The sequence below is a fragment of the Vibrio sp. 10N.247.311.49 genome, assembly GCF_041467655.1.
Classification (GTDB): domain Bacteria; phylum Pseudomonadota; class Gammaproteobacteria; order Enterobacterales; family Vibrionaceae; genus Vibrio; species Vibrio crassostreae_C.
In genome coordinates this window covers 53434-72882 of record NZ_JBFSVA010000024.1, presented here as the reverse complement: position 1 = coordinate 72882, position 19449 = coordinate 53434, and the positions used below count along the sequence as shown (strand labels likewise).

Sequence of the window (19449 nt, the reverse complement as noted above, 5' to 3'; positions counted from 1 at the left end):
TGAAGAGCCCAGTTAACTGAAGCAGAATTACCCCCTGAAATAATTTCTAGATTGATCCCAAGTGTAGCTTCAATTCCATCGGCAAGATCAGAAAGAATATTCATATTTTTATCATCTGGAGCGACACCATACCGACAAGCTAAATTCGTACCAATTCCTTTTATCGTGATGTTTGGTAAAGAAATAATCTCACGGATAAAATCAATCACGCGATTAGGCATCACACCTTCTCTGAGATCGCCAAGCTCAACCATAATAATAATATCGTGACGGCAATTTTGTTGTTCCGCTGCATGTGAAAGCCTCTGAATCACTTCAACTTCAGAGTTTAAACTCATATCACTGTATTTTATTACGCTCGCCACTTGACTGAGCATGGGTGTACGTATCAGCATTTTGGGGATAGAAATGCCAGATTCAGTCATCTTTTGAAGATTTTCGATTCTTGAATCGGCTAACATTGGTGCGCCAGCATCAATAAGAACTTGTGCGATGATAGGGTGGCCGAGGAAGGCTTTTGTTACAGGCGTAACGGATATATTTTTCAGTGAGAGCTGAGTAATCAGGAATTGAGCGTTATGGTGAACTTTCCCACAATCGATGTCTAACCTAGGGTAGTTCACCCTTTTTCGGCCAGTTTACTTTCTATTATAGGGAAAGCTGACGTTACGATGTGCAACAGATGTTCGACAGGTTGTGACAAGACATCAGTAACAGGTAGACCAAATTCGGTAGCGTAACTGTCTATCACACTGCGTGTTTCATCCAACGACATATCTTCATGATTCAGTGTTAGTCCAATAACATTGGTATTAGAAAACGTTTCGATAAGATTGATTTCTGAGGCAATCGAAGGCATTGGGCAATCAGGAAAATCACTACGATATAAACGTTTAGGGGCATGTTGCAGTATCACACCCGTTGGACAGCTGCCACGTAAGATAAAAGCGCTGGTTGAAAACGCAGGGTGACTCAAGGCTCCTTGCCCCTCAATAATAATCAGATCCGGATTTTCTTTTTCATAGGCCTGTACAATGACAGATTCCAATTCACCGGCACAAAATTGTGAAGGGACTGCATCGAGTGCAACGCAGTATTGTGCGCCTTGCATAATACCTGTTTGACCAGTGGCAATCAGAACGACGTTAAGGCCTTTTTTTGTCAGTTCATTCGCCAATATTGTTGCTGTTGTTCGTTTTCCTAGCGCGCAATCCGTCCCCATGACAGCAATTCTCGGACATTTAACGTTGTGTATTTTCCCGATAAACGTTTTCAGATCGCCTTTATTTTTGGGTTTGCGAGTATCGAATATTCGAACGTTATTCTTTAAGCTGGCTTCTAAAAATAGAGGATCATCGGTTAGGAATTCATGTAAGCCATTTACGATGTTCATTCCTAATGACATGGCATTTAAAATGATGCTTTTATCTAAGTCAGATAAAAAGCCACTTGATGGCGCAATGCCAAAAATGAAGTAATCAGGAATGCTTTCTGCGTGAATGATAGCTTCTTCAGCATTAGCAAGGATCGGTATTCCATTGGCTTTGTTGTCAAGAACTTCACCAGCATCTAAGCCAGCAGACTCACTATCAATAACCGATAGAATACGATAGCTTAACGAATGTCTCACTAATCCATTAGCGGTTTTACCATCAATTTTACCAAAATTACCTTCGCAATATATAATCGCAGAAGGGATGACAGGTTTTACTTTCTGAGCAAGTGGTAACCAAGGTGCGAAATGGGGTACATCGTTGTTGATTTCTACATTTTCAATTCTAGTGAGTTTGAAGATGTTTCTTAACTTTTGGGTTGAAATGGACATAATTAAAGCCTGCGGTGAGGCTTAGGAGGGCAACTAAGGAGTGCCGAGATGCGAGTTCGGAAAAGAAAAGAAGTCCCCACTAAGCGGTAGGGATAACAACCAAGGTAACACACTCACCAGACTTTTGTTGGTTATTATTAATACGCTTTCTAAGTCTATCACTTTCAGGCTTCACCCATACTAACGTGACTGATTAGAGATCTAAGACTCATTGTTCAACGTCGCCGTATCAACCTCTCAGCTTTAAGGTTTCAAGATACTTTTTCTAATATTAGTTAAGTGAATTAGAGTTTTGAGTTTAACGCGTTTTTGTCCAATTTCGTGCTAGTAGGTACCAGAATCTTCCGTGATTGTTAAGTTCGATGAAGGGATAAAACCTTCAAATCAATCTAAGTATGTTTTGAAAATGTGATTAAAAAGGCTGAATCAATAAACTGATCAGCCTCTATCAATTTTTTCCATTAAAGGTAACGGCTTCTTAGGTGGTCTTTGAAGTATTGCGCATTCAAGGTTTCACCGGTTGCGCCTTTCACCAAATCATCAGTAGTAAGCAGGCTGCCTTTGCTCCAAATGTTCGATTCTAACCAATTGAAGATAGGGGATAGGTCACCGCTTTCAATCACTGAGTTCACATCCACTGTTTTCTTCATTGAAGCCATGAACTGAGCCGCGTACATCGCACCTAATGTGTAAGGTGGGAAGTAACCGAATGCGCCGTCCGTCCAGTGGAGAATGTGACCTGCATTTTAAGGTAGTTGCGGCTGTCCAAATTCTTGCTAACGGGGCGACTTAACTCACAAAGTACGAAAAGTGGGGGCAGAGTACAGTTCTTGACTCAAACGAATTCGCTAGTTTTTGCTCTGTAAATCGCACTGAAAGAGTCACACACATACAAGGTAGTATGAGCATAGCCTTGAACAAGCCCAAAATCCTCGCTGAGAGCGTTTGAGGCGGTCTGAGGGTTGTTTTTGGTAGCTAATTTACCCATTTACCATAATAAGAATGATGAACTCCGACTTTAATTGCATGAAACGAGAGCTATCTATTTAGTTTCACTGCTGCGACAATCTTAATTTCTTACTAAACTGGAATTAGTATTGAACTAATAAAAAAGGAATAGTTATGCGAATTGTTTTTTTTGTTTTTGCTCTTTTTTTTTCTTCCCTTTCATTTGGAGGTTTTAAACCAATTCACGATAAAGCCTTAGAAGAAAAAGCACTCGATGCATTAGAAGTTCACTTAGTAGCTGAAGGTTTGATAAGAGATGATGCTGAGCTAGCTCTCGCGTATGAGGAGGGAGGGAAGAGTATTTTTTTCTTTCGAGTAAGAGAGCATGAAGGTGGGGATGAGTTATATAGGGTTTTTTGCTCAAAGGCTAGGTGCCGTTTTAGTTATAACTGACAATTGAAGTTGTAGTGGTCTAATGATCCCTGACAATCACGTAAGCGACTTTTTCTATCCTTTTAATTCATGCTTTGCTTAATTGGCAATCTTGCTAAAACGGAAATGTCCAGAGGCTTCATAAGCCTGAAGTTTTACTCGTGGCGCTTTTCTTGCAAAGTGCCTGCTAGCTCAGATCTGCCCCAAAATCACTTAGATTGAATACTCTACATCGTTTAGGATGCGAACATTTTCCCTACTAAAAGTCATCCATCCTTATGAACTTTAGTTGTGAACAATTGCTATGTATCACATCAACCATTTAGTCACTTTATCTTCACGGGCTGGGGGTAAAATCACAACAAACTGTATGATATCTTTTATATTATTTAAAGGTACAGGGAAAGTGACATGACTGAAGAGATAGTCAGCTTGATACCTCACACTCCTATATAAAGGGTGTAATCCATCAAAACTCGAACTTAAAGTTAACTGAAACGAAAACAAGGCTCTAATTGAACCTTGTTAAAAAATTGGATGAGTCTATGAGTTAACGACGGAGACCATCTTCAAATCGCTTGCGATAATTGTTTATCACGGTGATTAACGACTTTTTAATATCAACAATTTGTTTGGAATGTGGACACCAAAGCGCGAAGCCAAACTTGAAGCCCTCTAGCATCTCATCGGCTTCAACTGGCTCAATAGCATGATTGGCAAACTCAGTATTAGAAAAGGTTTTAGGCAGTAACGCCCAACCCAACCCCGCTTCGACCATCTTTATCACTAGGGCAAGTTGATCGATTGCTTCATTGTCTGAGCTGTAAATAATCTTCTCTGACATACCTTCTTCAATAAAAGATCGTAAGACAAATTGTTTGCTGTTTTTCAGAGCCACCAAGACTGCACTTTTCTCCAACCTAGATAGATCTCCACCTTTTTGAACAAAAGGGAGAAATTCGAAATGCCCAAGGAAAGTAGCATCAAAGCTATACATCGCCTGACGGTCATGCACATTGACGATACCAAAATGGTATTCGCCACTATCTATGCCTCTTTTGATATCCTGTTTATTCCTAACAAAAAAGTTCACGCGCATTAGCGGAAAATCGCGAAGAAATTGCTGGCGGATTTCAACCAAAGCGCGATGAGGAATCACACTAGAATAAGCGATGTTGACGCTTTCTAATCCACCATAAGAGAGGCTTAGCGCCAATTTATCGAAAGTACGCGCTTGCTCGATGGTTAATTTAGCATTGTGATAAAGAAGGTGACCATCTTCAGTTGGCTCTACCGAACGCCCCACTCGTTCAAACAAACTGACCGCTAGTTGGTCTTCAAGGTTGGTAATCACCTGCCCTATCGTAGTTCGGTGCTTATTGAGTTTGACCGCGGCTTTGCTAAACGAGAGTTGTTCATAAACGGTCACGAACGCGAGAAGTTGTTCAAAACTAAAATTCATAGGTTTCGCTTCCTTTCTAGAGTGATTTACTTAAAATATGATAACTGATCTGCACCAGTGATACTGGACATTCGACTAAGCGAGTTGCCCTACTTCTGTTAATTCATGACTTACTAAATTAGATAAAACGCAACTCGGAAATGTCCAGAACCTTCACAGATGGCACTTCGTAACTCAGAAGTGCCCCTTTTCTAGTTAGAACCAAAGCTACCCTTCAGCCATAATTGTGACTTTTGACTTACAATACTTGTACTATGCTTTTTTCAGCTTGGTTCTACTTACACAGCAAGCTCTGCAAGTAGAAACCTTCAATGTGGTTGGGCGTTTTATCTACAGATAACGACTTCTCAAATGGTCTTTGAAGTATTGCGCATTCAAGGTTTCGCCCGTTGCACCTTTCACCAAGTCATCAGTGGTCAGCAGGCTGCCTTTGCTCCAAATGTTTGATTCTAACCAAGTGAAGATAGGGGATAGGTCACCGCTTTCAATCACAGAGTTTATATCTACCGTTTTCTTCATTGAAGCCATGAACTGCGCCGCGTACATCGCACCTAATGTGTACGATGGGAAGTAACCAAATGCGCCGTCTGTCCAGTGGATGTCTTGCATACAGCCGTTAGTGAAGTTACCTTGAGTGCTTAAACCAAGGTAAGACTGCATCTTGGTATTCCATAACTCTGGCACGTCAGTGTGTTTGATCTTGCCGTTGATCAAGTCACGCTCAATCTCGTAACGCAGGATAACGTGTGCAGGGTAGGTGAGTTCATCAGCATCGACACGGATGAAGTCTTTCTTCACGCGCGTGTAGATCTTCTGGAAGTTTTCTTTCTCAAATTCTGAGCCTGAGAATTGCTGACCAGCCAAGTTCGCTAAATGTCCAATGAACGGGTCGCTGCGGCCGACTTGCATCTCGAAGAATAAAGATTGAGATTCATGAATGCCCATAGAACGAGCTTCCCCCGCTGGTTGTCCTGCTAGGTGTTTTGGTAAGCCTTGTTCGTAACGTGCGTGGCCTGTTTCATGCACAATACCCATTAAGCTTTGAACGAATTCCGCTTCGTCATAGCGTGTTGTGATACGCACGTCTGAAGGCACGCCGCCACAGAATGGGTGAACACTTTCATCCAATCGGCCGTGTTCAAAATCGAACTGAAGCAGCTTCATGACTTCTAAACCCAGTGCTTTCTGTTTCTCGGTCGAATAGATACCTGATGGTGCGTTAAATTGCTCGCTCGATTGTTTTTCGATCACTTCATCAATTAAACCTGGAAGCCAAGTTTTAACGTCTGCAAATAGGGTATCAAGTGAAGTAGAGCTGGTGCCCGGTTCATAAATATCCAGCATCGCATCATAAGGCGTTAGATTGGCTGCGTCTGCGCGAATCTGCGCTTCTTCACGAGAAAGCTCAACCACTTCACGCCAGTTCTTTTCGAATCCAACCCAGTCGTTGTTACCGCGTTGGCTACGCCACGCATGTTCACATTTTGAACCCGATAGAGATTTCGCTTCAACCAGTTTTTCTGGAAGTAGGTTTGCTTGTTGCCACTGGCGTTTTATTTCACGAAGTGACGATTGTTGCTCAGTGTTCAGCGCTTCATTTTCAGCGTCTGCAATCCAATCGCCAAGCTGTGGTTGAGTCATTAAGCCGTGAATATGAACAGAAAGCTCGGCCATCGCTTCACTACGAGCTTGGTTACCACCTGCTGGCATCATTGAAGCTTGGTCCCAACCACAAATAGAAGCTAGGTGTTGAAAGCGTGAACATTTTTGAGAGTGTTCGACTAGTTTTTTGAATGCGCTCATTTGACTACTCTTAATTTGGTTTCTTTAAATGATCCTTAGGGCTGCGTCAGCGTTAAGGTTCATCTCGTGTACTTTGATTATGGCTTTGCTTTTTAATGACGCCGACCTTCGCAGTCGAAGATATAGCGAGAAAAGCATGAGGCGGTACGATGCCTTGAATTTACTATTTCTTAACAAATCAAACTGTTCTATTGTGCACAAAATCAGTGAGTTGTATAGCTGGTGGCAATTGTTGCTTGCGAATTGTTCAGATACACGGTATTGATGATAGATCGCTGAACAAAAATGACAATGATATGGATATTTTGAACTTTGAGGCATTTCTAATTGCCATCACTATTTTAACGCTAACGCCGGGCTTAGATACGGCTTTGGTGATTCGCAATACTAGCCGCTCTGGCTTAGCTGACGGTTGTATGACGAGCTTTGGTATTTGTAGCGGCTTGTATGTACACGCGTTTTTCTCTGCTGTGGGTATATCTGCAATCCTCGCCCAATCCGCTGAACTCTTTCAAGCCGTTAAGATGGTAGGTGCGCTTTACCTCATCTGGCTTGGCTTAAGCAGTTTGCGAGCGTTGATGAAAAACGGTGGCGGTTTGAAGGTCGGAGAACAAGCTCAGCAGGCTTACAGTGCAAAGCGTTCTTTGCGTGAAGGCTTTCTGTCTAACGTTCTTAACCCAAAAACAGCAGTTTTCTATCTGGCCTTTTTACCTCAATTTGTAAACCCTGAAGGTTCGCCTTTATTGCAATCTATGTTGATGGCTTCGGTACACTTTATGATTGCGATGGTATGGCAATGTGGTTTGGCTGGCGCGCTTAACTCGGCTAAAAATTTGCTCAAAAACGCGAGTTTTATGAAGTGGATGGAAGGCGTGACGGGCATGGTGCTGGTTGGGCTGGGTGTTAAGCTTCTGATGGAAGAGCCTGTGTAGTTCACCGTTTTCAGTTGAACATGAATATATGAAAGCCCACGATGTGTCGTGGGCTTTGTGCTTTATTACTGGTAGATCTTTGTACCGATCTTATTCTACAGCGCAGTTATTCAACGACGCTAATGTTCATCTCAGCACCTTCGAAACCTAAGTCACTCAACTCATCGGCGTTAAAGTTGGTGGTAACTTCGATGTCGCCAATGCGCTCAGTAGATTCGTTGACGGAATCAGTACTTCTTTTGCTGCGTAGATTGTTAGTAATTGGTGTTGCTTGTCCAATTTCGATAGTACCTGCAAATTGAGATTCAGCGTAGAAATCTCCAGACACGTAAGAGTGGAAGGGGCGTAAGCTTCCGCCAGTCGCGTATTGCATGCTTGATAAGCCAGCTTCTTTAATCGCCCAGCCCCAATCCCACCATTTAGTTTCACCTGGGATGTAACGGTGATCCCATTGGTAGCGAATGTCGGCAGATTCACTGCTGCCACGGCCCATGGTGAAGGTATGAGCCTTGTACGGGCGGTTATCTGGATGAGAGTGCCACGCGTTGCCACCCCAACGAAGGAAGCCGTTGAATTCAACATCGTAGCTAATATCGGCGTTGAATCGGTACGGGTAAGAGATGCTTGAACGATACAGCTCAACTCGAATCGGTAGCTCCGAATTCGCAGGAACCATAGGACGAGCTTGAAGTGTTACTTGTTCGCTAGTGGAGTTGCCATTTGTTTCAGCGAAGCTTTGGTTAGCCTCGAACTTAACGGTGAGCTTAGTTTCGCCAACCAAAGGCCACTTGAAGGTGTTCTCTGTTTGAACGCTCTGTGAGAATCCGTAGCTGTTCGTTTTCGACCAGTTTGTTGATTCGTCTACTTTTAGGTCTACCACCACTTGTTGCGCGATGTTGCTGTTGTTTCTTGCCGTCGCGTAAACCGTTTTCACTAGTTCACGATCCGACTCGACAACATCACCATGCCAAAAGTTGTCGTCGTTAACGGTGTAGGCAAAATTGTCGACGGTGATTTTGGTTTTTTCATCACAGCGATAGCCGCTACAAGAGCCATTGTTATTTCCTTGTATTACCCAACTGTTGCCAGAGCGCTTTATCGTCATGTCTTCGCCCACGTACTGACTGTTATTACCGCCAACCCAAGCGTAACCTAGGTTGTGGGCTAAGTAGCTTAATGGGCGTACAAAGTCGTTACGGTTGTTCACTAATTCATACTGAACATCGATTTCGCTGCCTTCCTGAACCGATTTGGCGGAATAGTTAGGGATTTCAGATTGGTCGTTGTTTGGGTAACAGAACGTTGACCCACTGCTTGATTGCTTAATTTCGCCATGATAACCCGGCCCCATGATTACCCAGTTTCCTTTTAACCCGGTGATCTGCCAAGTGCCCATGCGAGCGACCAAAGTACTCTTCTGCTCTTCTGCTTCATAACGGTCTATAGGACGATAACCAGAGCGACAGACATCTTCACCAAGTTGGTCAAACACTATTTGGTCTGGGTAAATCTTCGCATTTACACCGGTTGATAGAACAGACAACACTGCGGTTGCTAAGAGACTTCTGTTTACTGTGATCATTAACAATTCCCTCATTTGTAATTTTTCTATTTTGATAATGTTTTGTGTGCCGTGCAGTTAACAAGACAAGTTCACTTTTTCATGTTGATAAATAGATAGATACTGAAAAGGGTTGAATTAAATTACCCAGTTAATTCAATGGCTTGTATTGTCATTAGTGTTTTTACGGTGAAAGAGTATGCAACTGAACGTAAATTGTTTGATGGGGCTCAAACCGTTTTTAGAAAAATGAAGGCCCATTATTCGGGCTTAGACGTCAAAATTATTTGACGTTATTTTTGGCGTTTGTATGAATGGTTAATTAGAAGAACAGGTATAACCATTCACAATACTCGTAGTTTTAAGGTGGGCAGGTAGTGAGTGACAAAGAGTAAAAATCTAACTTGAATATTTTGCTTTGCTATCGGTTTTAAAATGCAAACACTTAAAGTAAGGAAGACTGTAATAATTGTATTACTGATAAAATAATGAAAATAACCATCCGTTTTTTATGTGTAATATCGGAAAAGCTTGCTACTTGATAATAGGGCACTTGTTGCTAGTGGTTAAACTATCTCTAATTATCGTTTGGCCAGAAGTTGCGTTCGGCCTGTATTACACGTTTTAATGATGGCAAATAAATCATTCGAACTTAAGATATCAATCTTTACCGTTAATGGGTCATTGTTGATTAACAGGTAAGGCGCCAATCGGCTGTCATTCATTGTTTTATTTATTTTTTGCACAGAGACTAAGTCAATGGTGCCAGAAATAGAAAAGAAAAGTGATTGAGAAGGACGGGCTGTTCCTCTGAATCTCAGAACAAGTGGGTCGGGCATGTTGTCGTCTTGAACGGACATCAGGTGCAGCACCTTGTTGTTACTTATTTTCGTTAATCCGTCGGTACGTAATACATTGTCATTCACTATCAGGTCCACCACGCTATGTTGGTAGCGATGCTCTTCTTTTGGTTGGGGCGAAGGGATACTCCATATGCCAACCAATAAAACGAATGCAGAAATGAGCGCAACGATTGGCATCATAATTGACCTCTTTCTAGGAATAGGGCCAGTTCGGTACTGGCTTGATCTAGTTGGGTTGGCGTGTAAAAGATGTTGACGGACTGGCGTGTGGCTTTGTTCAGAATAGAGAGCTCAGAATATTCCGCTTCTTCGCTAATGTACGCCACGCAATCACATTGATACTGATAGAGAATGCTTTCTAGCTCTGGCGTCATCGCCATTTCAGGGGCTTGGAAAACTTGTATTTGACCTATCCATTGCTCGCTGAGCCGGTTAACGGGGTTGATATCGCTGAGGTTTCTCTCATTAACCTTAGCAAAAGCCAATAACGCTGATGCCAACAGTAAGCAGCCAGTGGTGAAGTAGCACAACTTGTTTCGGTTTTCAGCAGTGGGAAAGTAAGCCGACGAACTTTGTTTAGGGTTAGGCTTAGGTTCGACTGCAACAGCTGCACCGATAGCAATACCGTTATTGCCGACGGGTATCAGGTTGCTCGCATCAGCAAGGGGAGTTGTGGCTGCATTATTGATGGGGGAGTCGATTACCACGCACTCATCGATAAGGCGATAGCCCACCTTAGGAACGGTGACGATTGGGGTTTCTTTGATGCCTAATCTAACGAACCCTTGGCGCAGTAAACTTATACTTTTCGCTAGTGACGTATCCCCTATGAACTCGTTTCCCCAAGCGAAGCTAATAATATCTTGTTTGTTAACAATATCGGGTGAGTTTTTATGTAATAACTCCAGGACCCGAGTTTCACGGTATCCTACTTTAATAGAACGTTCATCGTTATAAATACGGTTTTTAATCGGGTCGAATCTGATCATATAGCCAACGTTTATTTTTATTATAATTCTCTCTACAATGTAGATGACTATAAACTGACTAATATATGAATTAAAGTCACATGTTTTATTCTTCTGGTTTTTTGTGTCGTTGAAACGAAAAGAAATTTAATATGTTTGTTACAAAACGCCTGACACCTACGCACAATCTGTTAAATATAAGTAATATCTAATTAAGTGTTGGTTTTATTAGTGTTCTTTTTAGTAGTCTTCTATCTTCTTTATTAAATCGCATAGTGGTCGATTTAATATTCTTGTTATTTATAAGGGCATATATGCTGCATAATAATTTAAGACGTTTCGCTATGTGATGAAAATAAAAAGCCCGCAGTTGAGTGCGGGCTTTGTATTCAATCAATTCAAGTTATGCTTTAACGGCTTCACAATCATTTGAAGAAGTTAAAGGTTTGAAGAATAGCTTTGTTTCTTCGATGACAACGTGGCGTAACAAGATAAGACCGATTAGGTTAGGAATAGCCATTAGGCCGTTCACGATATCCGCCATCAGCCAGATCATGTCGAGCTTTAGGAATGCACCAGAAGCAACCAACGCAATGAAGATGATTTTGTAAGGTAGAACCGCTTTAGTACCCAGCAAGAAAACAACACAGCGCTCACCATAGTAGTTCCAGCCTAAAATCGTTGTAAACGCAAAGAAGATTAAGCCAATCGAAACTAACATTGGACCTAAAGTATCGGCGTTTAAACCCACAGCGAATGCATTAGTGGTCATCGCAGCGCCTGAAAGATCAGTCTGCCAAGCACCCGTTAAGATAAGCGCCAAACCTGTCATCGTACAGATGATGATGGTGTCGAAGAAGGTACCTGTCATAGAGACAAGTCCTTGTTTCACACATGAGTCTGTTTTAGCCGCTGCTGCAGCCATTGGTGCGCTACCTAGGCCAGATTCGTTCGAGAACACACCACGAGCGATACCTGATTGGATAGCAAGCATGATGCTCGCGCCAAAGAAACCACCGGTTGCTGCTGTGTTGGTAAACGCAGAAGTCACAACAAGGGTAATGGCATTCAGTAGTTGGTCGGCATTTGAAATCAGAACGCTTAAACACGCGACGACGTACATAACCGCCATAGTAGGAACAACTTTCCCTGCCACTTTAGCGATAGATTGGATACCACCAAGGGTAACCACTGCCACTAATATCGTAAGAACGACAGCAGACATCTCACGCGAAGCGCCAAATGAGATTTGAGTTGCGTCCAAGATAGCGTTGACTTGTGGGAAGGTACCGATACCGAAGCAAGCAACGCCGAGCGCGAAGACAGCGAACATTACCGCTAAGATTCGTGAGCCGACACCGTATTGCAGGTAGTACATTGGGCCGCCAACCATTTCGCCATTGCTATCGGTTCTGCGGTATTTAACGGCGAGTAGACATTCTGCGTACTTGGTCGCCATACCAAATACAGCGGCAAGCCACATCCAGAATAGGGCACCAGGGCCACCAATCTTGATTGCGGTCGCTACACCAACGATGTTACCTGTACCAATGGTTGCTGAAAGTGCAGTACACAAAGCCGCGAAACTCGATACGTCACCCGTACCAGATTTGTCTTTGCTGAACACCATTTTCAGTGCAGTTGGGAGGTGTCTAAACTGGAGTAAGCCTAAGCGAAAAGTAAAGTAGATACCTGTACCCACTAGCAGAATAAGCAGTGGTGGTCCCCAAACGAATTGGTTAATGGTTTGTAGTGTAGCTTGTAGGTGGTTCATAGATTCCCCTTAATAAATTAAAAATTTAAGGAGAAGAGGGAAGGCAGTGCAGATCTCAGGGATCGGGGGCACTACTTAATACATACGGATTTCTAGATAGAATTCTTGTGTTAATTAAGGCTGTTGCTTTCCACTCCTCTGTCCTTTTGCCTGAGAGTTTCACTTAGCGAATCACTTATAGATAAGTAACGGGCACTAAGCTTGCTCCTTCGGCGACCGATCTAACGGTTCTCTCCAGAGGTTCCTCCAACGACAGTCCTCACTTTTCTGGATTTCTCCAGCATAAAGCACCTGAAAGATTTACTTCTTCGGCGGGTCAATCTAACTAAATGTTAATGTTTAGTTAAAAACCACTCTCCTGCAGTCTTCATCGGAACAATTACCTAAATAATTAGGTAATCTGTAGGCGTATCCTAGATCATATAAAATGTGATGTCAGCTACAAAATATCTGTTTGCACAAATGTTGTTCAACTAAATGATCAAACAACGAGTCTCTGACGTAACTTGCTTATTTAAATGGTATAAAATAGAGAAACAAGGAGGAGTTATGACTCGACTAATAGCGATTGTTTTTTTATTGGCTTTGGCATTTGTACTATTTCGTTACCGGACAAACGAAAAACTGCAAAAATGGGTAGTGATAGTTATCGTTAGCAGTTTCCTTTTGTATACTGCCAGCTTGATGATTTCGGAGTTAACTCGTTAAGCCTGCCTGTAAACAGGTGGGATGAATGTGTTAGTAAAGCTTAAGTGCTTCTGGCTTGAGCGATAGGTTTAACTGAGCCTTCACAATCAGTATTGGCATTCGTGTCAGTGACCGCGTAACGTTAAATAAATTTTTGGGAGTACCCGCTAGTGAACCAGCAATCTGGACAAAGCGAACAAGATGAAGTGGTTGTTATAGAAGAACGCGATAAGCGCAGTCAGCTCTATATCGGCATTGCTGCGGTTATAGGTTTAGCACTGGGTGGCTTAATTGGTTCTACAGTTACGGCTTCTAAGTGGGAGTCCACTTATCAGGTACTCGAAACTCGTTATCAAGAACTGCATGACAGCAGAGCACAGTTGATGACATCCGTTGAAACTAAAGTGGCAAAAGTTGATACCGAATTCGATGCGAAAGTAGAAGCCGCTCTAGTGAAACAAACGGAAGAGCATCAAAAAGAGCTCCAGGAATTAGCGAAGCAGTCTTCGGTTTTAGAGAAGGCGAACTACTCGTTAGAGCAACAGCTAAATGAACAGAAGCAAACGTTAGAGCAAACTCAGCAAGACAACCAGAAACTTAATCGTCAGGCTGACATGCAATCGACTTTGTTTGAGCGTGCGCGTGAAGTTTTCCGAAAAGAATTACAGATTTCTCAAGAACTTGAAAAACTTGAGAAAGAAAGAGATCAACTCGAGCAGAATCTTGGTTCTCTTAAGAAAGCGTGTGATGTTTACTTAGATGGCACATCATGGGATGCGAAATCTGACGCGTGTGAGAAGCAAGATAACGCTAACTCTCGACTGAGTGATATAAGACAAATGATTGAAGTCCACACCATGGACCTCAAACAGATCAAAACTCTCACTGAAGAGATGGGTCTATAAGCCGAAGGCTTTACCAACCTAACGTTAGTTTTTCACTAAATATTGAAACGCCCACATCACACACGTGATGTGGGCGTTTTGCGTTTGTCGAGAGCATAGATCCGGTGCTTTCTCATTATTGATTATTTGCGTGTTTTCATTGTTTGCTTAGATATTTGTGAATAGTTACGTATATCCACAATGATATGTTACTTGTTGTCTATTAAATGACTTTGCATACATATTTTCAGCTCAGAGTCGCTGCATAATAGTGTTGTTCAGGATGAACACGCAGTCGATTGCTAGCTCGCATTTGGCTGCTTTGACGACAAGGGATGGAGTGATGCCAGAGTATCTTTGTGAGAACTGCACCATAGCTTATTGTTTCGATGATTGTCGCTCGCCATTAGCGCAAAAAGAGATGATCAAAGTAGAAGAGTTGGTTCGTCGTGTCGATGTTGAACACGATGTTGAACAGAGTGAAAAGGGTGAAAAGAGTGAGCAGGGCATTGAAGGTAGTTATTCGCCTAATCGTTCAGACATAAAAAATCCCCACAAGCCAAGCTGGTAGGGATTTTGGATAAGTTGCAGTCCTGTTCTCGCTTTCTCAAGCAAAGGGTCTTACAAAAATTTTTAGAACAGTTTCGTTTTTAGAGCTGTGTCGTTTCTTAGAATGCAGTTAGCTACTAGAGCAAAACCTCATTCCACTAAACGTTATTTCTCATACGTTTTGATTTCGCCTGATTTCACACGAGCAACAAACGATTGCAGTTCTTTCTTCACAACTGGCATCAAGAAGTACAGACCAAGAATGTTGAAGATAGACATCGCAAAGATAGCCGCATCAGAGAAGTCGATTACCGCACCAAATTGAATCGTGGCACCAATAACAACAAACACACAGAACATCACTTTGAAAATCAGTTCCGTTGTTTTACCTTCACCAAATAGGTAAGTCCAAGCCTTAAGACCGTAGTACGACCAAGAGATCATGGTAGAAAACGCAAACATAATTACCGCGAGAGCGAGTGTGTATTTGAATACTTCTGCCGTTTCAGTAAACGATGCAGCAGTCAGCGTTACGCCCGTTAAACCAGAACCATCGAATGGACCTACGTTTAAGCCAGCAATAGTGATAACCAATGCGGTCATTGTACAAATGATTACCGTATCAACGAACGGTTCTAATAGTGATACTAGACCTTCGGTGATTGGTTCTTTTGTTTTAACCGCTGAGTGAGCGATAGCTGCTGAACCTACACCTGCTTCGTTCGAGAACGTTGCACGTTTCAAGCCTTGAATTAACGCACCAATAAATCCACCAACAACACCTTCACCAGTAAATGCACCTGTAAAGATTGCGCTGAACGCAGGGCCGACTTGATCAAGGTTAGAACCGATAACAATCAGAGCCATACCGATATACAGAGCAGCCATCCAAGGAACAACTTTTTCCGTTACCGATGCGATAGAAGGCATACCACCAACAATCACAGAGAAAACTAAAGAAGCAAGTACAAGGCCAGTGATCACACCGTATTCACTTGGTACATCAAATGCGTAAGTTAACATGGCGTGTGCTTGGTTAGCTTGGAACATGTTACCGCCGCCCAATGCGCCCAAAATACACATTAATGCGAAACCAATAGCGAGCACTTTACCTAGTCCGCCTAAACCTCTTTCACCCAGACCTTGGCTTAGGTAGTACATTGGACCACCCGAAACAACACCTGAAGGTAGGATAGTTCGGTATTTCACACCTAAGGTACACTCACAGAACTTAGAAGCCATACCCAGAAGGCCACACAAGATCATCCAGAATGTCGCGCCAGGGCCACCAATCGCAAGTGCAGCACCCACACCGGCAATGTTACCAAGCCCGACGGTTCCAGAAAGGGCAGTAGCTAAAGCTTGAAAATGGGAAACTTCGCCGTCTTCTATTGAGTTAGGGTCTGTGTACTTGCCTCTAATGATATCTACAGCCATACCGACTCGCTTAAATTGAACGAAGCCAAAGTAAACAGTAAAGATCAACGCAGCGAGTAATAACCAGCCAACAATAATAGGGAAGTTGGCTTCGCCAACCGGTACACTTTTAAATATGAGTCCAACGAACCATCCTGTGTAGTCGTTGAAAAACCCATCAACACTTTGACTTAAGTTGCTGATAGCTTGGTTAAATGATCCTTCTTCTGCAAATGCACTGGAACTAAACAATAATATAAACCCAAAAAATAATTCACGTATGTTTTTCATGGTTTTCCCTGTCTTTTTAATAAATTATGTTTGTTGCTGTTGTGTTTGTTTTCTATTTGATTTGTATATCTCAGTGGTTTATCTACTTCATTCGACGGCAACATAAACGGCTGTAGCTAGGTCGAAAAACGAAATAAATATAAGTACTGATCTTGCTTTGTATGGATATCCTTTTGGTATGTGCACCAATAAGACTATGGTATTCGGGCTACCAAGTCCTACTGATAATCCTATACATAAAAATAATGCCAACAAAGAAATTTTTACAATAAATTTACAATTGTTCGGGTTTTGTCATCATTTGGGAATAAGTCGGTGCTTTGTAGGCTGAGAAAAGTATATGCAGTAGTTGTTTTAGGGACGGGTGAAGGAGAATTCAGAGTGATGGGTTGGAGGGACATAGAGGGCGCGTAGGGGATTTCGAGTATTCGATATGTTTTCGAGGTGTATAAACATTCTAAGGCTGAAAGTGTATTCGGATCTTAGGATATTAAAAAAGCCCTTTATAAGAGCTTTTTTGATGAGCGGAAAGCATGACTACTTTCCGATAGCACATAAAACTAAACGGCTCGATCACTATTGCTATTGCCAACCGTGCTTTTGCTGGATTTGTGGTAGAGCTTAAGTGCCAATAACGAACCCCACAACAAAACTTGTCCCCAGAGTAATGTCCATTGAGATGCCACCTCTTGCCAAGATGCACCCATCTGATCAAGTGCTAAGAAACCTTGGATAGCCGGTGTGCTTGGGAACAGCTGTGATAATAGAACTAACCATTCGGGCATCATTTCAACTGGCCAGATAAAACCTGAAGAGAAGATCAGTGGCATTGAACTGATTAACACTACTACCGTGACGAGTTCTCTTCGTGGCACTAACTCACCAATAAAAATCCCGATCAAACAACTGGCCAGTAAGAAGGGCAGAAGTAAGGTTAAGATCTGTGTTGTTGAGGCGAGCTGGTTTATCCCATACATCGAAAAGCTAGCGCCGAAATAGTACATCGACAACAGGTAATAAATGCCGACTAAGGTACAACAGCGGGCAAGCATCAATTTCGCTGGAGAGGTCTTACTCCAGTAGCCAAATGTCGATTGAGCATTTTGGGTTGCACCCACTAAACCAGAAGCCATGGCTAAGGTTTGTTGCAGGATCAACACAAAGACGGCTGGAACTACGTAATCGATGTATCCCATGCGACTATTAAACGTTGGTTTCAGGTTCAAGCTGAATGCACTGTAGCCTTTGGCTGCCGATTCTAAAGGCACACCTTCGACTAACAAATGGCTGACCTTAACTTGCGCAGCTAACGTACCACCGGCCTTGGCAAGCCCTTCAACAATGGTTCCGTAGACCAAAAAGTAAGAAGCATCACCAGCGTAAGAAAGTGTCGGGCTCTTACCGAGCAACAAGTCTTTATAGAAATCTTCTGGAATGACAAGGAATCCGCCAATCTCTTGGTTAAGCACGGCTTGTTTCGCATCGGCGATGGTGGAGTCTCGACGGACCAATTCGATCTGAGAGGTGGCATCCACCATACGCTCTAATTGATAGCTGCTTTGACTCTTATCCAAGTTCACAACCGAAGCTTTCAGTTGTTGAGGAACTTGGTTCGCGTAAGGCAATGGATACAAGAAGGAATAGAAGACCACACCACCAAATACCGTAAGAAGCACGACAGGGTTGCGCAATACCGCTAAGAGTTCTTGCTTGAGCAGTTGAGTAAAGCTCATCGTTTTACTCCTTGTTGTGCTGATGCTTCTGGCTGTGTTGACGGCGTTGTTTTTGCAGATAAAACTGCTTTTGCTGATAGACCTGCTTGTGTAGATGGATCTGCTTGTGCAGTTAGATCTGATTGCGCCAAGTGTTTCTTAATTAGCAACATTACCACGAAAGCAGGAACTGCGTACCACAACATAGAAGAGAGGCTGATCAAAGACTGTGCTTCGCTCACACCATAACTAGACTGCGTCGTTTGTACTTCGATGTAATGACTCACGGGCAATAAGCTTCTCCAAATTTGAGCAGCCGTGTTCATGTCTGTCACTGGAAAGGTAATGCCCATGAACGCGAAACTCGGTGCAGTAAAGGCACCTGCGAAACTCATCGCCCTTGCAGGATCAAGTGTTAAGAAGAAAAACAAACAACCCATGATGATACAACTGATCACTGTCAGTATTTGGGCAATGGTCAATGCTACAAAGCTGCCATTAAATGGCCAGTCTAAGAGAGCATAGAACCAAAAGCTAAACGCGATACCAAACATTAAAAATAAGACAGCATAAGGTATTAATGTTGAGGTTAGCGACTTCATAGGTGCGTTGGATAACCAAGCTTGAAGGCCACGTGCTCTAACGTTCGCCGTTAAAACTAATATCGTGCCGACCACAACCATGATCTGCCACAGTGCAGGAATAACTGCAGACACCAAGAACTGAGCATAACTGCTGTTCTTGTTAAACAGTGGCGTGATCTGGCTTTGCACTGTTACTGCTTGGCCTAATGCTGATTGGACTGTGGTATCACCGAGTGACAGTTGTTTAACCACTTCAAGTTGAGCGTTAAACGTACCTTGAGCTTGTAGCAGAGCCGAGTTCACTAATTTGCCGATCAAGATAAATTGGCTGTTGTAGAACACGGATACCTGCGGGTTTAAACCTAGGTAAATATCTCGGTCAAAGTGTTTAGGTATTACAACATAGCCGTAGATATCACGTTCGATCATCGCTTTTGCCGCTTCACTCGCTGAGCTGTATTTCTGAGTGACTTGCAGTGTTGGTGAAGCATCAACAAGGCGTGTGAACTGTTGCGAGATTTGACTGTGCTCAAGGTCGACAACTGCGACCGGTAAGTCACGAGCGATCCCTTGTGAAAAAATCAGCCAGATACTGGCAGCAAGCAGCAAAGGAATCCAAGTTAGGCAAGACAACAACCATTTGTCTTTGCGGACAATCGCCCACTGCCGAAGCAAGGTATTCTTCGCTCTATGATGCTCAGTTGATTGCGAGCCTCTAGATTGCGATCCAGTATATTGAGAGTTAGCAGACATAAGTC

The 19449-nt window shown here is 42.8% G+C and carries 15 protein-coding genes, 1 pseudogene and 1 riboswitch; of the genes and pseudogenes, 4 read left to right on the top strand and 12 right to left on the bottom strand.

From position 1 onward, the window contains the following. From AB6E54_RS18920 to AB6E54_RS18910, 3 genes and pseudogenes are all read right to left on the bottom strand, one after another. Positions 1-623 (bottom strand): alanine racemase (locus tag AB6E54_RS18920; RefSeq protein WP_372168994.1); only part of this gene is annotated, 623 nt, incomplete at its 3' end. Next, complete coding sequence (locus AB6E54_RS18915; RefSeq protein ID WP_372106595.1) at positions 620-1825, bottom strand: DUF1611 domain-containing protein; 1206 nt, start codon at positions 1823-1825, stop codon at positions 620-622. The genes AB6E54_RS18920 and AB6E54_RS18915, both read right to left, overlap by 4 nt. A gap of 461 nt (positions 1826-2286) precedes the next feature. Next, positions 2287-2556: pseudogene (locus tag AB6E54_RS18910) on the bottom strand (carboxypeptidase M32); the annotation flags it as partial. Positions 2557-2947: 391 nt separating this feature from the next. Here AB6E54_RS18910 and AB6E54_RS18905 point away from each other — a divergent pair. Beyond that, positions 2948-3226 carry a hypothetical protein gene (locus AB6E54_RS18905; protein WP_017063787.1) on the top strand — a complete coding sequence of 93 codons (279 nt, stop codon included), beginning with the start codon at positions 2948-2950 and terminating at the stop codon, positions 3224-3226. 529 nt (positions 3227-3755) lie between these two features. On the opposite strand, the gene AB6E54_RS18900 is transcribed toward AB6E54_RS18905, so the two are convergent. Continuing rightward, positions 3756-4667, bottom strand: a complete 912-nt coding sequence (locus tag AB6E54_RS18900; RefSeq protein ID WP_102333401.1) for a LysR family transcriptional regulator — start codon at positions 4665-4667, stop codon at positions 3756-3758. Between the two features lie 330 nt (positions 4668-4997). Then, on the bottom strand, positions 4998-6470 hold the full coding sequence (locus tag AB6E54_RS18895; RefSeq protein ID WP_017066275.1) for a carboxypeptidase M32: 1473 nt from the start codon (positions 6468-6470) through the stop codon (positions 4998-5000). A 296-nt stretch (positions 6471-6766) separates the two neighbouring features. On the opposite strand from AB6E54_RS18895, the gene AB6E54_RS18890 reads away from it, so the two are divergent. Next, on the top strand, positions 6767-7402 hold the full coding sequence (locus tag AB6E54_RS18890; RefSeq protein WP_372106593.1) for a LysE family translocator: 636 nt from the start codon (positions 6767-6769) through the stop codon (positions 7400-7402). 106 nt (positions 7403-7508) lie between these two features. On the opposite strand, the gene AB6E54_RS18885 is transcribed toward AB6E54_RS18890, so the two are convergent. The 4 genes from AB6E54_RS18885 to AB6E54_RS18870 all read right to left on the bottom strand — a co-directional run bounded on the left by AB6E54_RS18885 (position 7509) and on the right by AB6E54_RS18870 (position 12568). Continuing rightward, positions 7509-8984 (bottom strand): aerolysin family beta-barrel pore-forming toxin, encoded by a 1476-nt coding sequence (locus AB6E54_RS18885; protein WP_017063796.1) that lies wholly within the window; start codon positions 8982-8984, stop codon positions 7509-7511. Between the two features lie 560 nt (positions 8985-9544). Next, positions 9545-10006 carry a hypothetical protein gene (locus AB6E54_RS18880; protein ID WP_017059728.1) on the bottom strand — a complete coding sequence of 154 codons (462 nt, stop codon included), beginning with the start codon at positions 10004-10006 and terminating at the stop codon, positions 9545-9547. Further along, the gene (locus AB6E54_RS18875) at positions 10003-10815 is read right to left on the bottom strand and encodes a winged helix-turn-helix domain-containing protein (protein WP_017066273.1); all 813 of its coding nucleotides are present in this window, start codon (positions 10813-10815) and stop codon (positions 10003-10005) included. The genes AB6E54_RS18880 and AB6E54_RS18875 overlap by 4 nt, the downstream gene beginning before the upstream one ends. Before the next feature lie 382 nt (positions 10816-11197). After that, entirely contained in the window at positions 11198-12568 is a 1371-nt protein-coding gene (locus AB6E54_RS18870) for an alanine/glycine:cation symporter family protein (RefSeq protein WP_372106591.1), read from the bottom strand. Positions 12569-12696: 128 nt separating this feature from the next. Continuing rightward, positions 12697-12816, bottom strand: a riboswitch (glycine riboswitch). A gap of 609 nt (positions 12817-13425) precedes the next feature. Here AB6E54_RS18870 and AB6E54_RS18865 point away from each other — a divergent pair. Both AB6E54_RS18865 and AB6E54_RS18860 read left to right on the top strand, forming a co-directional pair. Further along, positions 13426-14160: a chromosome partitioning protein ParA gene (locus AB6E54_RS18865; protein ID WP_372057961.1), complete on the top strand. Its 735-nt coding sequence runs from the start codon at positions 13426-13428 to the stop codon at positions 14158-14160. Between the two features lie 322 nt (positions 14161-14482). Next, positions 14483-14710: a hypothetical protein gene (locus tag AB6E54_RS18860; protein ID WP_372106589.1), complete on the top strand. Its 228-nt coding sequence runs from the start codon at positions 14483-14485 to the stop codon at positions 14708-14710. A 143-nt stretch (positions 14711-14853) separates the two neighbouring features. Here the strand turns inward: AB6E54_RS18860 and AB6E54_RS18855 are convergent, their stop codons facing one another. The 3 genes from AB6E54_RS18855 to AB6E54_RS18845 all read right to left on the bottom strand — a co-directional run bounded on the left by AB6E54_RS18855 (position 14854) and on the right by AB6E54_RS18845 (position 19444). Then, positions 14854-16395, bottom strand: a complete 1542-nt coding sequence (locus AB6E54_RS18855) for a sodium:alanine symporter family protein (RefSeq protein WP_017063800.1) — start codon at positions 16393-16395, stop codon at positions 14854-14856. Positions 16396-16955: 560 nt separating this feature from the next. Further along, complete coding sequence (locus AB6E54_RS18850; protein WP_102320370.1) at positions 16956-18128, bottom strand: ABC transporter permease; 1173 nt, start codon at positions 18126-18128, stop codon at positions 16956-16958. Further along, positions 18125-19444, bottom strand: coding sequence for an ABC transporter permease (locus AB6E54_RS18845; protein ID WP_372106588.1), 1320 nt, complete (start codon positions 19442-19444; stop codon positions 18125-18127). The genes AB6E54_RS18850 and AB6E54_RS18845 overlap by 4 nt, the downstream gene beginning before the upstream one ends. Positions 19445-19449: the final 5 nt, after the last annotated feature.

Bases quoted from the DNA above. Each gene is read 5' to 3' on its own strand.
- AB6E54_RS18915 (WP_372106595.1), bottom strand. From the start codon at position 1,825: ATGTCCATTTCAACCCAAAAGTTAAGAAACATCTTCAAACTCACTAGA.
- AB6E54_RS18905 (WP_017063787.1), top strand. From the start codon at position 2,948: ATGCGAATTGTTTTTTTTGTTTTTGCTCTTTTTTTTTCTTCCCTTTCA.
- AB6E54_RS18900 (WP_102333401.1), bottom strand. From the start codon at position 4,667: ATGAATTTTAGTTTTGAACAACTTCTCGCGTTCGTGACCGTTTATGAA.
- AB6E54_RS18895 (WP_017066275.1), bottom strand. From the start codon at position 6,470: ATGAGCGCATTCAAAAAACTAGTCGAACACTCTCAAAAATGTTCACGC.
- AB6E54_RS18890 (WP_372106593.1), top strand. From the start codon at position 6,767: ATGGATATTTTGAACTTTGAGGCATTTCTAATTGCCATCACTATTTTA.
- AB6E54_RS18885 (WP_017063796.1), bottom strand. From the start codon at position 8,984: ATGATCACAGTAAACAGAAGTCTCTTAGCAACCGCAGTGTTGTCTGTT.
- AB6E54_RS18880 (WP_017059728.1), bottom strand. From the start codon at position 10,006: ATGATGCCAATCGTTGCGCTCATTTCTGCATTCGTTTTATTGGTTGGC.
- AB6E54_RS18875 (WP_017066273.1), bottom strand. From the start codon at position 10,815: ATGATCAGATTCGACCCGATTAAAAACCGTATTTATAACGATGAACGT.
- AB6E54_RS18870 (WP_372106591.1), bottom strand. From the start codon at position 12,568: ATGAACCACCTACAAGCTACACTACAAACCATTAACCAATTCGTTTGG.
- AB6E54_RS18860 (WP_372106589.1), top strand. From the start codon at position 14,483: ATGCCAGAGTATCTTTGTGAGAACTGCACCATAGCTTATTGTTTCGAT.
- AB6E54_RS18855 (WP_017063800.1), bottom strand. From the start codon at position 16,395: ATGAAAAACATACGTGAATTATTTTTTGGGTTTATATTATTGTTTAGT.
- AB6E54_RS18850 (WP_102320370.1), bottom strand. From the start codon at position 18,128: ATGAGCTTTACTCAACTGCTCAAGCAAGAACTCTTAGCGGTATTGCGC.
- AB6E54_RS18845 (WP_372106588.1), bottom strand. From the start codon at position 19,444: ATGTCTGCTAACTCTCAATATACTGGATCGCAATCTAGAGGCTCGCAA.